Source organism: Streptomyces sp. NBC_01454 (genome assembly GCF_036227565.1).
Classification (GTDB): Bacteria; Actinomycetota; Actinomycetes; order Streptomycetales; family Streptomycetaceae; genus Streptomyces.
In genome coordinates this window covers 561,381-574,572 of the sequence record NZ_CP109461.1, presented here as the reverse complement: position 1 = coordinate 574,572, position 13,192 = coordinate 561,381, and the positions used below count along the sequence as shown (strand labels likewise).

The 13,192-nt window shown below is 70.7% G+C and carries 15 protein-coding genes and 2 pseudogenes; 2 read left to right on the top strand and 15 right to left on the bottom strand.

Translation table 11 applies throughout. From position 1 onward, the window contains the following. Positions 1 to 48: 48 nt before the first annotated feature. The 14 genes and pseudogenes from OIU81_RS42635 to OIU81_RS39375 form a co-directional block, all read right to left on the bottom strand. A pseudogene (locus tag OIU81_RS42635) lies at positions 49 to 222 on the bottom strand (DUF6087 family protein); the annotation flags it as partial. A gap of 126 nt (positions 223 to 348) precedes the next feature. Beyond that, positions 349 to 915 (bottom strand): peptide deformylase, encoded by a 567-nt coding sequence (locus OIU81_RS39435; RefSeq protein ID WP_329142975.1) that lies wholly within the window; start codon positions 913 to 915, stop codon positions 349 to 351. A 64-nt stretch (positions 916 to 979) separates the two neighbouring features. Continuing rightward, entirely contained in the window at positions 980 to 1,579 is a 600-nt protein-coding gene (locus OIU81_RS39430; RefSeq protein WP_329142976.1) for a hypothetical protein, read from the bottom strand. Positions 1,580 to 1,609: 30 nt separating this feature from the next. Further along, complete coding sequence (locus OIU81_RS39425) at positions 1,610 to 2,392, bottom strand: phosphotransferase family protein (protein WP_329142977.1); 783 nt, start codon at positions 2,390 to 2,392, stop codon at positions 1,610 to 1,612. A 4-nt stretch (positions 2,393 to 2,396) separates the two neighbouring features. Continuing rightward, positions 2,397 to 2,867, bottom strand: a complete 471-nt coding sequence (locus OIU81_RS39420; protein WP_329142979.1) for an NUDIX domain-containing protein — start codon at positions 2,865 to 2,867, stop codon at positions 2,397 to 2,399. A gap of 36 nt (positions 2,868 to 2,903) precedes the next feature. Continuing rightward, positions 2,904 to 4,490 carry a hypothetical protein gene (locus OIU81_RS39415; RefSeq protein WP_329142981.1) on the bottom strand — a complete coding sequence of 529 codons (1,587 nt, stop codon included), beginning with the start codon at positions 4,488 to 4,490 and terminating at the stop codon, positions 2,904 to 2,906. Further along, entirely contained in the window at positions 4,487 to 5,506 is a 1,020-nt protein-coding gene (locus OIU81_RS39410; RefSeq protein ID WP_329142983.1) for a glycosyltransferase family 4 protein, read from the bottom strand. Before OIU81_RS39410 ends, OIU81_RS39415 begins: the two co-directional genes overlap by 4 nt. Next, on the bottom strand, positions 5,503 to 5,658 hold the full coding sequence (locus OIU81_RS39405) for a hypothetical protein (RefSeq protein WP_329142985.1): 156 nt from the start codon (positions 5,656 to 5,658) through the stop codon (positions 5,503 to 5,505). The genes OIU81_RS39410 and OIU81_RS39405 overlap by 4 nt, the downstream gene beginning before the upstream one ends. 130 nt (positions 5,659 to 5,788) lie before the next feature. Beyond that, positions 5,789 to 6,792: pseudogene (locus OIU81_RS39400) on the bottom strand (IS5 family transposase). Next, complete coding sequence (locus tag OIU81_RS39395; protein WP_329142987.1) at positions 6,789 to 7,163, bottom strand: hypothetical protein; 375 nt, start codon at positions 7,161 to 7,163, stop codon at positions 6,789 to 6,791. Before OIU81_RS39395 ends, OIU81_RS39400 begins: the two are co-directional and overlap by 4 nt. Next, positions 7,160 to 8,245: a hypothetical protein gene (locus tag OIU81_RS39390; RefSeq protein WP_329142989.1), complete on the bottom strand. Its 1,086-nt coding sequence runs from the start codon at positions 8,243 to 8,245 to the stop codon at positions 7,160 to 7,162. The genes OIU81_RS39395 and OIU81_RS39390 overlap by 4 nt, the downstream gene beginning before the upstream one ends. Continuing rightward, positions 8,242 to 9,669 (bottom strand): protoporphyrinogen/coproporphyrinogen oxidase, encoded by a 1,428-nt coding sequence (locus OIU81_RS39385; RefSeq protein WP_329142991.1) that lies wholly within the window; start codon positions 9,667 to 9,669, stop codon positions 8,242 to 8,244. The genes OIU81_RS39390 and OIU81_RS39385 overlap by 4 nt, the downstream gene beginning before the upstream one ends. 124 nt (positions 9,670 to 9,793) lie before the next feature. Then, positions 9,794 to 10,147, bottom strand: a complete 354-nt coding sequence (locus OIU81_RS39380; RefSeq protein ID WP_329142993.1) for a hypothetical protein — start codon at positions 10,145 to 10,147, stop codon at positions 9,794 to 9,796. Continuing rightward, complete coding sequence (locus OIU81_RS39375; protein WP_329142995.1) at positions 10,140 to 10,601, bottom strand: ATP-binding protein; 462 nt, start codon at positions 10,599 to 10,601, stop codon at positions 10,140 to 10,142. Before OIU81_RS39375 ends, OIU81_RS39380 begins: the two co-directional genes overlap by 8 nt. A gap of 204 nt (positions 10,602 to 10,805) precedes the next feature. Here OIU81_RS39375 and OIU81_RS39370 point away from each other — a divergent pair, with 204 nt between their 5' ends. Both OIU81_RS39370 and OIU81_RS39365 read left to right on the top strand, forming a co-directional pair. Continuing rightward, positions 10,806 to 11,672, top strand: a complete 867-nt coding sequence (locus OIU81_RS39370; RefSeq protein WP_329142997.1) for a helix-turn-helix domain-containing protein — start codon at positions 10,806 to 10,808, stop codon at positions 11,670 to 11,672. Beyond that, positions 11,669 to 11,890 carry a DUF397 domain-containing protein gene (locus OIU81_RS39365; protein WP_329142999.1) on the top strand — a complete coding sequence of 74 codons (222 nt, stop codon included), beginning with the start codon at positions 11,669 to 11,671 and terminating at the stop codon, positions 11,888 to 11,890. The genes OIU81_RS39370 and OIU81_RS39365 overlap by 4 nt, the downstream gene beginning before the upstream one ends. A gap of 202 nt (positions 11,891 to 12,092) precedes the next feature. Here the strand turns inward: OIU81_RS39365 and OIU81_RS39360 are convergent, their stop codons facing one another. After that, complete coding sequence (locus tag OIU81_RS39360; protein ID WP_329143001.1) at positions 12,093 to 13,130, bottom strand: hypothetical protein; 1,038 nt, start codon at positions 13,128 to 13,130, stop codon at positions 12,093 to 12,095. Positions 13,131 to 13,192 lie beyond the last annotated feature (62 nt).

Genomic DNA, 13,192 nt, shown 5'->3' with positions numbered 1-13,192 from the left:
GGAGAGGCCGTTTTCGCCCAGATCCCCACGGGGCGATCGAGCCGATGGCCTACCCGCCCTGCGCCGGCCCGCGGCCGCCCAGGCTTGCGCGGCCGCGAGGTTCGGCGCGGTGCCTTCGGGTAGGTACGCGAAGCCGTCCCAGGACTCCAGAACCCGCGGTTCCTCGGGCCGCACGTGGCTGGCCCCGCCGCCGACGGGCCGGTGCCGACGGTAGACGTCCATCGGTGCGCGCCTGCGCCGGTGATACGGGGCGAGCAGATCGTCGGGGTCGATGCTCGGGACCGCACGGGACGGTTGGTCCGGCGGTCCTGGGCGGGCGTGCCTACCCACGATCGTGCTGCCTCTCCTCTACTCGTACGACCAGGCCCTACCGGTGGCTTCGGGCCTCTTGCGGTACTCCTCGACGGGGACCGGCTTCACGCCGGGCCGCATGCGGTTCAGCAGGACGAGACCGTCAAGGTGATCGATCTCGTGCGCGATGAGCCGCGCCTCGCCGCGTTCGTAGACCGCAGTCGCCGCACTGCCGTCCGGCGTCACCGTCTCCACCGTGATCCGCAACGGCCGGGGAACCGGGACGCGCACGTCGAAGAGTGACAGGCACCCTTCGAACTTCTCGTCCATCTCCGCGGAGGCGGCGGTGATGACGGGGTTGAGCAGCACGATGGGGTCGGCCCCAGGGCGCTGGATGACCGCTGCGGCCCGGCCGATGCCGATCTGTGGGGCGGCCACGCCCAGGCCCTTGCCGGAGAAGTCGTGCGCGCGGCGGATGCGTTCCATAGCGTCGAGGAGTTGGCCGACGACGGTACCCGCGGTCTCCCGCTCGTCAGGGAGTGCAAAGTAGCGAGCCGGCTCACCCAGGATGGGCGCGCCGTATTGAACGACGCCGAGATCGCGCATCTGCTGGCTGGGTCGCACCCGGATCAACTCATTTTTTGCGGAGGGTCATCGGAAATCTGCCTCAAACACGCTACGAAGCGGCTCACGGCAACCGCGTACACAGCGGCGGGATCACATCGCTCTCGAAGGCAGCAGTCACCAGGCCCTCGGGGACCGTCGACTCGGCCGGCTCGGTCCCCTTCCGTCGCATCATCAGCGACATGTTGAAGATCTCTATCTGCGTGCGAAGCAGACCGGTTGGCACCGGGTGGCCGAGACGCTGTGTGACGCCGTCCTGAAGATCGGTGATGGTCGCCGCCTCCGGTAGTACCTCAGCGATCACATTCACGATTAGGTCGTACCTGGTCATGATCAGGTCGACCTTCGGGGGGTGGACCTCCAGCGAGGTGCCGTATTCGTTGCACCGCACCGTCACCGTGAACCCATCCTTCTCCAGGGCATCGCGCAGCCGGCCTCGAGACTCCGGTTCGTCCATGCCGTACACCACGATCAGGCCGGACCAGTTCTCCGATCGAATGGCGAACTCGGGGATCTTCAGCTGGTCTATGAGCCGGCTCACCGCTTCGATGACGCGATTAAGGTCCCCGATGTGCACCGGATCCAGTGACCCGTCCCCGCGGACGATGTGATGCGGGTAGCGAGCCGGCCTGTTGAAGAAGTCGACGAGCCATTTGCCGTCCATGCCAGCCTCCGGTTGGTCAAGATCTGCAAGTCATTGTGCGCGGCGGGGCGGTCGAGCAGTGAGGGACAGGGCGTGTGCGCGGACTGCTGGGTCCGTGGCCAGGGCCGCATCGGCGAGGAGGTGGAGGCGCCAGTACAGGTCCAGGCGCTGATGGGCAGCTGGAGCGGCCCCGGGGGCGAGTACGGCCTGCGGCGAGAGCAGGCATAGGCGTACGGCGAGGCGGGCGCGGTCGGAGATCGGGTCACCGAAGGCGGCGAGTTCCCAGTCCAGCAGGAGCTGCAGACCGTCTGTGGTGCGGACGAGGTGTCCGGGTTGGAGGTCGTGGTGGAGCAGGCGCGGCTCGATGTCGAGGTTCACTCGGTCGAGGTCTCGGCGGAGGGCTGCCGCAGCGGTAGCGAGATCGGGTGTTGTGGCCGTGTAGAGGTTCAGGCGGTCGTGGAGGTAGTCGCGCCAGGTGGGGTGGCGGGTGGCTCCGGCGAGACGCCCGAAGTGGGTTCCGCCGATGGCGTGAACTGCGGCGAGCGGGCCGGCGAGGTCATCCAGGAACTGTTCGGCGGGGCCAGGCTGGGCCTGGACGGCGCTCTGCGCGGTCCAGGCCGGCTGTCCCTCCACATCGGCGTGGAGCAGGCGGGGGCTGGGGGCGTGATGGTGGGTGAGGAGTCGGAGGGCGGCGGCTTCGTTGGCGGCACGGGCGGGGTCGCTGTAGTGCTTGAGGACGTACGGCTCGCGTCCGCCGATGTACCAGACGCGGTTTGCCTGGCCGGTGGTGATTTCGGTGGCGCCGTCGGGGACGCGGCCGTCGATCCTCGACACGGCGTCAGGCGATGTCGCCGAGATAGCGGGTGGGGGGCTCGCCGTGGGTGAGGTCGGCGATCAGGGTGCGCAGGCCGTGGGGCAGCAGGTTGAGGCCGGGCACCTTCTCCAGCTCCACCCATTCCAGTCCGGTCTGCACGTCGTCTTCGGCGTGGCCGCCAAGCTTGTCCGGGTCGCCCTCGGGCCGGCACAGGAAGATCGCTTCGACCCGGTGGTCTTCGGGGGCGCCGCCGTGGTTGGCGCCGATGTACTCGCGCAGCCACAGCAGACGCTCGGGTGTGACGTCCAGGCCGGTCTCCTCGAGGACCTCGCGGCGGACCGTGGTGCCGAGGGTCTCGCCGGGGTGCTGGCCGCCGCCGGGCAGGAAGTAGCAGTCCTGTCCCTCCCAGTGGGCGCGCTGGAGCAGGACGCGGCCGTCGTTCAGAACGACGGCCTTGGCCGCGTTGCGGACGGTCGCGGTAGCGGGTTCAGTCACAGGTAGCTCCCACTCGTGATCAAGGGTTGGGGCGGTTCAGCGTTCAGTCTTACCGAAGCCGAGGCGGCGTCCAGTGGTCTTGGCGCAGATCAGCCGCCAGGGCCCGACCAGCCGGACGAAGGGCTGGAGGGGGCTGGCGGCGACGAGCGCGATCGGCCGCGCTGCAGTAGAGCGGGACGGTGGTCCGGTGGTGGCGGGCGGGGTGACCCGGTGGTGCAGGGCCGGTGCCAGGGCGAGCAGCCGGGCGGTGGTGACGGGCCCGTGCAACAGGACACCGACGACTGCGAGCCCGGCCCACCAGGGGCCGGCCCACCAGGCGCTGGCTACGGCGGCGGCCATCAGCGGGGCGCCGAGGAGCCAGGCGGCTTCGTCCGCCCACTCCCGCAGCATCAGGGCGGTCCTGGCCGGGCGGGAGAGGCCGCTGGGCAGCTGGGCGACGGCTCGGGCGTGGCGGTCAGGTCGGGCGGAGGCGGTGAACGCGATCGCGTGGAGGTTGGTCAGTCCGGTGGTGTCGGTGTAGGGCTCGTCCAGGACCAGGGCGGCGGACGGTGCGAAGTCGGCGCCGAGGAGGGAGAGTCGGTGTCCGCTGCCGAGGTCTTCCATCGGTTCGGGGAAGCCGCCGAGCCGGCGCAGGGCGGGGAGGTGGACGGCCATGCCGCAGCCGACGGCGTAGACCATCGGCCGCAGCCACACCCGGACCGTCTCCGGGAGCCGGGAGCGTGTGAGCCACTGGTGGAGGCGTACGCGGGCAAGTTCGATGCCGAGGGAGCGCCGCAGTTGGTACACCCACTCCTCGGTCAGCAGCAGGCCGGCCAGGCCGCGCGGGAAGGGGCGGCGGGTCAGCAGCGGGAGCCGCTGCTGCTGGATCAGTGCTGGCATCCGGCCGGTAGACGACCGGTGTTCGGCGGCGGCGTCGGTGAAGGCGGTCAGGGTGGCCCGGTCGGGGACTGCATCGGCGTCGTACACCAGGACGAAGGTGTCGTGGACGTGGGCGTCCTCGCGCCAGCCGAGCGGACCGAGTACGTCGGGCAGATGGTCGAGGGCGAAGTTGAGCTGTCCGGGCTTTCGCCCGCCGACGTCGGGCTGGTGCAGGTGCACCAGCGGCAGCCCCTGCAGGTGACTGGCGGTCAGGGCGGTCACGATGTCGGCGGTGCTCGGCTCGGCGTCGAACAGCTTGGTCAGCACCGCCAGGCGTTCGCCGCACGGGGTGGCATTCACGTGCTCGGCAACGGCGCGGCAGCGCGAGGCGGGGAACAGGCCCCGCAGCTCGGCTGCCGTCAGCGTGGGCAGCGCGGCGAGCTCCGGCAGGCGGACGCGGTGCTGAGCGCGGGCGGTGTGCTCGCGTTCGGTGGTGATGACCGCGACGGCCGCGCGGCTGGCGGGGTAGTCGAGGCCGGTGAACGCGGCGATCGACTCGGCGGCGACAGCCTGCTCGCGGAGCATCGGCAGCAACACCACCAGCCAAGGCGCCTGTTCGTCCACGTCGGCGGGGCGGTGCGCGCGGGTGGACAGCAGCCACCGCGCACTCGCCTCGACCGCGAGGGCGGCCCAGACCGCGCGGACCAGCAGCCCGGTCACGAGAACCGGCACCACGACGTCCAACCACACCTGGGCGGCGCTCACGCTTCCCCCAACAGCTGATAGACGGCGCGCACGTCGTCGGCGACCCGCGGCCAAGCGAAGAACTCGGCACGCGCGCGGGCCGCCGCACGCCGTACGGTGTGGTCGGCGGTGCCCAGCTCGGCGAGGAGCTTGTCGGCGGCGTCGGCTGCGGCCGCCGCGTCGCCGGGCGGGACATGGACGGCAGCCGGGCCCTCGTCGGCGTAGTGCCGGATGCCGCCGATGTCCGTGACGACGGCCGGGGTACCGCAGGCGAGGGCTTCCAGCAGGGCGTTGTTGGCGCTCGCCCCGGTCAGGGGCAGCAGCAGGAACGCCGCCCGCCGGTACAGGGCGATCAGCTCCTGTTCGCTGATCCCTTCCAGGATGCGGGCGGCCGGGTGCCAGGGGCGCGAGGCGGCCTGCCGGGTGACGACGGTCAGCTCGATGTCCTGGCCGTGGCGGCGGTGCAGCAGGTCGTGGACGGCGTCGAGGGTGTGGAAGTCGCGCAGCCACCAGCCGACGGTCAGCACCAGCGGCCGGCCGGGCTGCAGGGGTGCGTCGGCGGGGGTGAAGGCGGCGGTGTCGATGCCGTGTGGCACCAGATGCACCCGCTGGGCCGGGAGCAGGTCGCAGAAGAACGCCTGCTGGTAAGGGTCGAGGACGATGATCTGTTCGGCCTGCGGGGCCAGGGACCGCCAGACCTTGATCGGCAGTAGCCGGGCGAGCTGGTCGGGCGGCTGGTGGTAGGTGACGGCGGTCGGGCCGGTGCGGTGGCGGGAGAACCAGAACTGTTCGTCCCCGTATAGGACGTGCGCCGGCTGGCGGGAGGCGAGGACGCGAAGGTCGGTGGCGAAGTGCTCGGGCGGGTAGAACGGCAGCGGGCAGCGGGGGCCGAGTACACGGTGGGCGGCCGTGAAGGCTCGTCTCGCATTCGGGTGGCGGGGCGTGGTGATGCGGCGGACTTCGGGCAGGTGGTCCAGGAGGCGGTCGTAGCCGCCGTGGGCGGTGTGCCAGGGCACGCGGACGACGGAGGCGATCACGCGCGTCCCCTTCCTGTTGCGGGCAGCAGGCCGAGCCGGCGCAGCTGCGGGGTGATGGCGGCGGGCCGGTCGATGCGCACCACCGTCAGGCCGGGCGTGTGGTCGGGGTGGAGGCGGGCGGACCAGCGGCGGCGGTGACGGTGGTGGTGCATCGGGCCCCAGCGCAGGATGGAGTCCGCAGCCAGCAGGTGGCGGTAGCTCTCCCGGTTTCCGGCGAACAGCTCCTCGCGGGTGGCGGCCCGGCGCAGCGAGCGGTTGACTAGGCCGCGTATTTGGTCGTGATCAAGGAGTGGTCTGGGTGAGGTCCTTGATCCAGATCATTGAGGCTCGAAGGTGGAGGCCGGCGAGGTAGCTCTCGGGCGTTTTGTCGAAGCGTGTGGCGATGCCTCGCCAGGCCTTCAGCTTGTTGATCAGGCGCTCGACGGTGTTCCGCTCCTTGTAGAGATCAGTGTCGTGACTGACGGGCCGGCCGCCCCTGCGGCCCTTCCTCTTGCGGTTGGCGGCCTGGTCCCTCTTCTCCGGGATGACTGCCCTGATGCGGCGTTTACGCAGATGGGAACGGTTGCCGCGGGATGAATAGGCCTTGTCCCCGGCGACTGCACCGGGCCTGATGCGGGGGCGACCGACGGGCCCACGGACCCGTACCTTCTCGAGCACGGGGACGAACTGCGGGCTGTCCGCAGCCTGCCCCGCGGTCAGGATGAACGCCAGCGGGCGGCACCCGCGGTCGGCGGCGAGGTGGATCTTGCTGGTCTGCCCGCCCCTGGAGCGTCCGAGCAGAGCGGCTTTCAGGCGGAGTTTGTGTCGGCGTCGGATTCGGCGCCGCTCTGCCTGCCCCGGGTCGTATTCGGCTTCCCGCCCGTCTTGTCCTTCCGGGCCGCCCCCTTTTGCCGGGCCTTCTCCTCCTCGACGGCCGCCTTCTCCAGGGCGGTGATGACGTCCGGGCCGAGGTGCATCCCGGCAGCGTCATGGTGGGCCCGCACGGTGGTGGAGTCCACGCTGACCAGGGACAAGTCCACCCCGCCCCGTTTGGCGGCTTCCGTGATCAGACCCTCCAGCAGGGCTTCGAAGACACCTGCATCACGCCACTGGCGGAAGCGGTTGTGGACGGTCGGCCAGGCGCCGAACTCCTGCGGCATCTCCCGCCACTGCCCGCCCGTCCGGAACCGCCAGATCACACCCTCGAACTGCTGCCGCAGCCGTTCCGGGTACGGCCCGTACTCGCCGATCGGCAGGTACGGGCCGATGAACTCCCATTCCCTATCCGTCAGTTGCATCCGCGTCATACAAGACGATCTACCGGATCAGGCCCAGCCACGAGGACCAATCCCACAAATTGATCACAACCCAATACGCCCCCTAGCCGGGGCAGGCACACGCGCAGCGGCAGATCGAGCCACAGGACCAGCTCGGCGCGGTCCAGGAGTATCTCGGCGACCTCGCCGCCGTAGTTGCCGTCGGCGATCCATGCCGGTCCGGCGAGGCGGTCACGGACGCCCTTGTGGAAGATGGGGGTGTCCAGGGGTGTCCAGTTCGGCCCCCAGAACAGCTCGTCGAGGTCGATGCGGGGCAGGGCGGTGTGGGCGGAGATCGCTGCGGACAGCGTCGACTTTCCGGAGGCCACCGGCCCGACCAGGGCTATGCGGCTGACAGTCACGTAAGCCTCCCCGTCACCGCGTCGGCGAGCTTCTCCACCAGGCCGGGGCTGTGCACGCCGGCCGTGACCTGGAGGACGGGCACCGTGGCGATGAGGCTGTCGATGAGGGCGGCGGCCTGGTCGGCCAGGTCGTCCGCGGGCCGGGTCCGGACGGCGAACCAGGGCTCGAGCCAGTCCTCGTCGTGCGGGGTGCAGCACACGGCGGCAAGGGCGGTGCGGGCCCTCGCGGACTTGAGGATGCGACTGCTCAGGGCCTGGTCGTCGTCGCGGAGGCGGGGGACGACGACGAGCCGCAGCGGCGCTGTCTCCCGCACGCGGGAGGAGAAGGCGCGGGCGAACTCGTGTGGGGTCAGGGCTGCTTTGCGGGCGCTGCCGAAGGCTCCGGACAGGTTGTGCGGGCTCGGCAGGCCCTCGCGCGGGGCCAGTGCGGACAGGGTGCCCCCGCCGATCCGGACGGAGATCGGCACCCCGGCCACCATCCCCGCGTCGGCGGTCACCAGTGCCCGGTCGGAGGCGATCAGGTCGGCCCCGTGGTGGGCGGCCAGCGCGGTCAGCACGGTGGTCTTGCCCGCCCCGGAGGGAGCGGCGATGAGCACGCCGCGGTCGTCGAGAGCGGCGGCCGCGGCGTGGAAGGAGGCCCAGCCACGGCTCTCGGAACACCGCAGGACGACCTCGCGGACGACGCGCATCAGGTACCGCTCGCCGCGCTCGACCCCGGGTTTCAGCAGCACCGTCTGCCTGCCCGCCGCGTCCCTCGAGTAGAGGTGGTCGGGGGGTAAGTGCGTGTCGGGGGCGGGCCGCCACCAGGTGACCTCGTCGAGCAGGCAGCGGAGGTACGGCTCGCCGCGGAACGGCACCACGGTCAGCGACGCGGCGCCCGCGCCGCGGACCATCCGGTCCTGGAAGAGGCCCGCGTCGCGACGGACCCGCACTGTCGTCTCCTCCCCGCACGATGGGGCGAGCTGGAGTTCGGGGACGAAGGCCCGAAGGTACCGCGCTTGGGCGGCGTCGAAGGCGGCGTCGGTGACGACGTGGAAGCGGTGTCCGGCGAACAGCGCCGTGGCCGTCTTCGTGCCGGTCATGACCGGCACTCCACCCGGGCCGCAGACACGGAGAGACCGGAGGGTGCGGAGACCAGGAGTTCCTCGCGCGTTCCGTTCACCAGCCGGCGGGCGATGTCGATGCCCATCTTGACCGCGTGGTCCATGTTGCCGATCTCGTAGCGCCAGGTCCCGAACCTGCCCCGGGGGTAGATGTCGCGCTCTTCCATCCACGGCATCACCTGCGCCAGGACCTCGTCCCGTCCCAGGGCGGGCACCGGGTAGGCGTACGGGATCACCTCGACATGGGCGCTGGCCAGCGGCGCCTGCGAAGGCACCAGGCCGTGACGGCGAAGCGCCTGGTCGCACGAGCGGACCAGAGTATCGCGGTCCAGGCCCTGGCCGGCGGTGAGGGAGGTCTCGGTCATCCAGGCGCTGTAGGCGCCCACCTGGGCGTCGGGGACGTTGGCGGGCGCGTACTTGCTGAAGTTCGTGGCCCGGTAGAAGGGCACGTCGGGCTGCGGGAAGTACAGCCACGACCTCGCGTCGGTGGTCGGTGTCCGATAGCCGAGGCCGACCATGGCCACGGTGGTGTGCCGCAGGCTCCCGGCGGCCCTCCGGAGCGGGGCCGGGCAGGTGGCTGTCATGGCGGCGAGTTGGTCTAGCGGTCCGGTGGCCACAAGGCGGTCGTAGCCGATCCTCTCGCCGCCGGCGAGGGTGACGGCGCGGGTCGCCGGATCGACGGCAACCGCGCGGGCCCGGGTGCGCAGGCGGCCGGCGCCGATGCGGTGCCAGATCTCGCCGGTGCCGCCGGACGTGGGGAAGGCGAAGGTGGCGTTCGGGCCCCACCGGCGCGCGGGTGCCGCGGTGCCGACGAACGCAGCGAGGATCTCCTCGACGTCGACGGGGGCCAACCGCTCGGCCACCCATGCCGAGCCCATGTCCTCAAGCGGCGTCGCCCAGACCTTGGTGTTGTACGGGGCGAAGAAGCGGTCCACCAGGGCCTGGCCGTACACCGTGACCAGCCACGTCGCGAAGTCCGCCGGAGCCGCGGAGTCCCCGCGGGCGTCCGGGCGGGCTGTGAGGAGGTCGCGCAGGCAGGCCGCGGCGTCCTTCGGCGGGAGGTGATGGAGGTGCTGCTGGAAGGGGTAGGGCATCCATCCGTCGCCGTAGCGGATGTAGGAGGAGCGGTCGTGGCGCAGCAGCTCCTCGCCGGTGAAGAGCCCGGCCAGCAACCGGTCGAACTCGCCGAAGTGGGAGAAGACCACGTGGCCGCCTAGGTCCCAGGTGAAGCCGGCCTCGTCCACCACGGAGGAGGCGAGCCCTCCCGGCGCGGAGGCGGCCTCCAGCAGCACGAAGTCGCGATGGCCGAGGCGGGCCAGCTCGTCGGCGCAGGACAGACCGCATGGTCCGGCCCCGAGTATGACGATCCGGCCGCTGTCTGGCGTGTGCGCGGAGCGGGGCATGGTGCCCTCCTTCGATCGGCAGACAACGTGGATACGCCCAGCCCACGGGCTGGGCGGCGTTGCGGCGGCGCGATTCAGCTCAGGCGTGCGGCAGCAGGATCGCTGTCCGCCGTGGGGCGAAGGTTCAGGGTGGCGGGGAGCTTGCCGTGGGCGGCGGTGTCGGGCCGTGCAGCAGGGTGCTCAGCGAGACGGAGCAGGCCGGATCCAGCAGTGCGCGTACGGCGGCCTCCAGCCGGGCCGGATCCGCACCGAGGTGGTCGACGCCGGCACGGGTGAGCTCGTCGGCGAGCTGGCCCTGCAGGAACGCTTCGTAGCGGTGGCGGGCCACCGTGACAGCCAGAGCCTCCACCGATCCGACCTCCTTGCGCCGGGTGGTCTGCTTGGGGCCGCTGCCGTAGGTCATCCACACGACCAGCTGTCGGGCCGTCTCGTCGTACGCGATCCGGAAGGGCATCTGCTCGGACGGGGTCTCACCCACGGAGGTCTCCTTCGGAGTGCGGGAGTCTGCACACGACCTGCTTGCCGACCGGAGTGGGGCGCACGGTCCAGCCGGGTGCCAGGATGTCCACCAGCCCCAGCCCCCGCCCGCCTTCAGACTTGTCGTCGTCGAGCGCGATCGGGCGGCGGCTGGGCAGTCGGTCCCCCATGGGGTCGTGGACCTTCACCGATACGCCGCTTTCCTCGGCGTCGACCTCCACGACCAGGGGGACGTGGTCCCCACAGGCCCGTACCGCGTTCCCGATCAGCTCCGAGGCGACGAGCTGGGCCGCATCGCTGATGCCCCCGCCCAGGCCGGCCGCGCAGAGGGTCTTGTCAGCCAGGGCGCGCAGGGACCGCAGATGGGCGGCCGAGGCGTTCATGTGGACGGCGAACCCGGCCTGACGGACTTGCAGGTAGAACCCGGGCGTCGACGACCCTGTCGATCCTTCCACCAACACGGCTGCCTCCAACCCGCGGCACGAGGCCGCACGGCGCCGAGCAACTAGCGCACCGCAACGGCTAGTTGACCGAGCGCGTCCATCGGCTGTCGAGCATCTACCCTTTCGCGGGCAGGCCGCAACCTTTCTGCCTAATCTCGCCAAGCAGTCCCGTGAACTGGGTCGTGTTGCTGCCCAGGGCGGTGCGACACTGCGCATATGCCGCACCAGCCTGTTGAGCCCACCGTCCGCCGGCGGCGCCTGGGCCAGACACTGAAGAAGCTCCGCAACGACGCCGGCATGACCCTCGAGGACGCCGCCGTCGCCATGGGCTGGAAGGTGCCCAAGCTCTCCAAGATCGAGAACGCCCGGCAGAACATCCGCCCCGCCGAGGTCACCGCCCTGCTCAAGGCGTACGACGTCACGGATCCGGAGGTCTTCACCGCGCTGGAGAACCTCGCCAAGGACGCGGGCAAGAAAGGCTGGTGGCAGACCTACAGCGGTGTCGTCTCCCCGGCGTACGCGGATTACATCTCGCTGGAGGACGACGCGGAGCACATCCGGGAGTGGGCGCCGCTGGCCATCCCCGGACTGCTGCAGAGCGCCGCGTACGCACGCGAGACGATGACCGCGACCAGCGAGACGCGCACGTCGGAGGAGATCGTCGCCCTCGCCGAGGTCCGCCAGGCCCGGCAGGCGGTCCTGACCCGGCCCGGGAACCCGTTGCAGCTGTGGGCGATCATCCACGAAGCCGCCCTGCACACCCGTTTCGAGGTCCGGCCGGTCACCATGCGCGAGCAGCTGCGCAAGCTCCTCGACGTCTCGGAATTGCCGAACGTCACGGTGCAGCTCATGCCGATGGACTCCACCGCCCATCCGGGGATGTTCGGCGGCTTCGGCCTGGTCCGCTTCCCCGGCCCCACCCCAGATGTCGTGCTGTTGGAGAACCTCAGCGGAGCTACCTACGTTGAGGGCGACGGTGCGCAACCCTTCGCCCACGCGGTCGAGCGCATCCGCGCCGCGGCCCTGTCGGTGGAGGACACACTCGCACGGATCACCAAGTTGGAAGAAGGGCACCGCAAGTGAGCGAACAGAAGGCGGAGCTGTACGAGTACGACCTCTCCGCCGCCCACTGGCGCAAGGCGAAGGAAAGCGGTCCTGAGCACAACTGCGTCGAAATCACCGACCTCCCCGGAGGTGGCATCGCCGTCCGCGACTCGAAGAACCCGCACCTGGAGCCGCTGCGGTACACGGCCACCGAGTGGAGCATGTTCCGGAGGGCCATGGTGAGCGGAGAACTCTGATCAGTGCAGACGGCGGTGGTCTTCCCCCGACCGAACCGGGGGAAGACCACCGCCGCAGCATCTCACCCCCCACTGACAACGCCTCTCCGGCCGTGCAACCGTGCGTTCGATGCGCCCTACCCGGCGGCCTGGTGGGCCGAGGCAGGCGGCCGGATGCCGGTGAACCGCTTCTCCCAGCTGTGGGCGAGCATCGGCAACCCGTTCACGCCGAGCCATACCGCGAGCGGTTCCAGGCCCTGGGGCGTCTGCCGGAACGCAGCAGCCGCTCCTCCGGATCCAGCCCGTCCAGGGACAGCGTGCTGCTGCCCTCGGCCGTCAGGACGGTCAGCGTACGGGCCTGAGGACTGAACCGCGTGACGATCTTCAGCCTGGCCACCCGCTCGTAGCGGCCCGCCCGCCGCGCGCGGCGGACTGCTTCCGCCCGGGACCCCTCGATCGGGTCCATGCATCCCGTGACGGACTTCAGAACGCCAACGGGAACCCGGTACTCGCGTCCCTCCCGCTTGCCCTTGGCGCAGGCACGCGCCAGGTACGCCCGGGGAAACCGGCCGGCGGCGTCAACGGAGGGCAGCTCCACATCCAGCACGCTGCCCCACTCCGCCAGCCGCAGCCCCGTCCCGTACAACCCGTCGACGAACGCGCAGTCCCGGTCTTCATGAGCGCCCCGCCACCCTTCGGCCCTCAGCCCGTCGAAGCCGTAGCCGCGGAACCCGATGTCCCGCCACTGCTCGAAGGCACCCCGCAGCAACCACTTCACTCTCCGGCGAGTTGAGCCGGCTGGGCGCGCGGGGTCACGCCGACCCTGTCCAGCAGGGATGTCGACCGGGTCGGCGGTACCCAGGATGTCGCCGGTCGCCACGGGGTTGATGCAGCCGTAGAGGGGTCCTGCCCACGTGTAGAAGGAGTTCAGCGCCGACCGGTCGGTGTCGAACGACGTGGGCTCGATGCGTTCACCGTTGGAGACGTCAGTGATCCGCCAGAACTTGAAGTCCGTGTAGTCCTCGCCCGCTGCCTCGTCCCATGAGACGCCGAGGGTGTCGAGGAAGCCGAGCCACACCGCGAGCGAGTAGGCGTACCGGCGCCAGGTCGTCGGTTGCTTCGAGACGATCTTGCTCTTGCGGAAGTAGAGGTCGACCCGCAGATCGGGCAGCCGATCGTCTGCTGGGATCAGAAACGGGGTCCGATGGCGCGCGCCGTTCTTCTGGGCCCGAGCCAGGACGTCGCCGACCTTGTCCGCCAAGTCGTCACCCGGCGGGGCCAGAGGTCGCTTCAGGTCGTAGAACTCAACAAGCCAGCCACCAC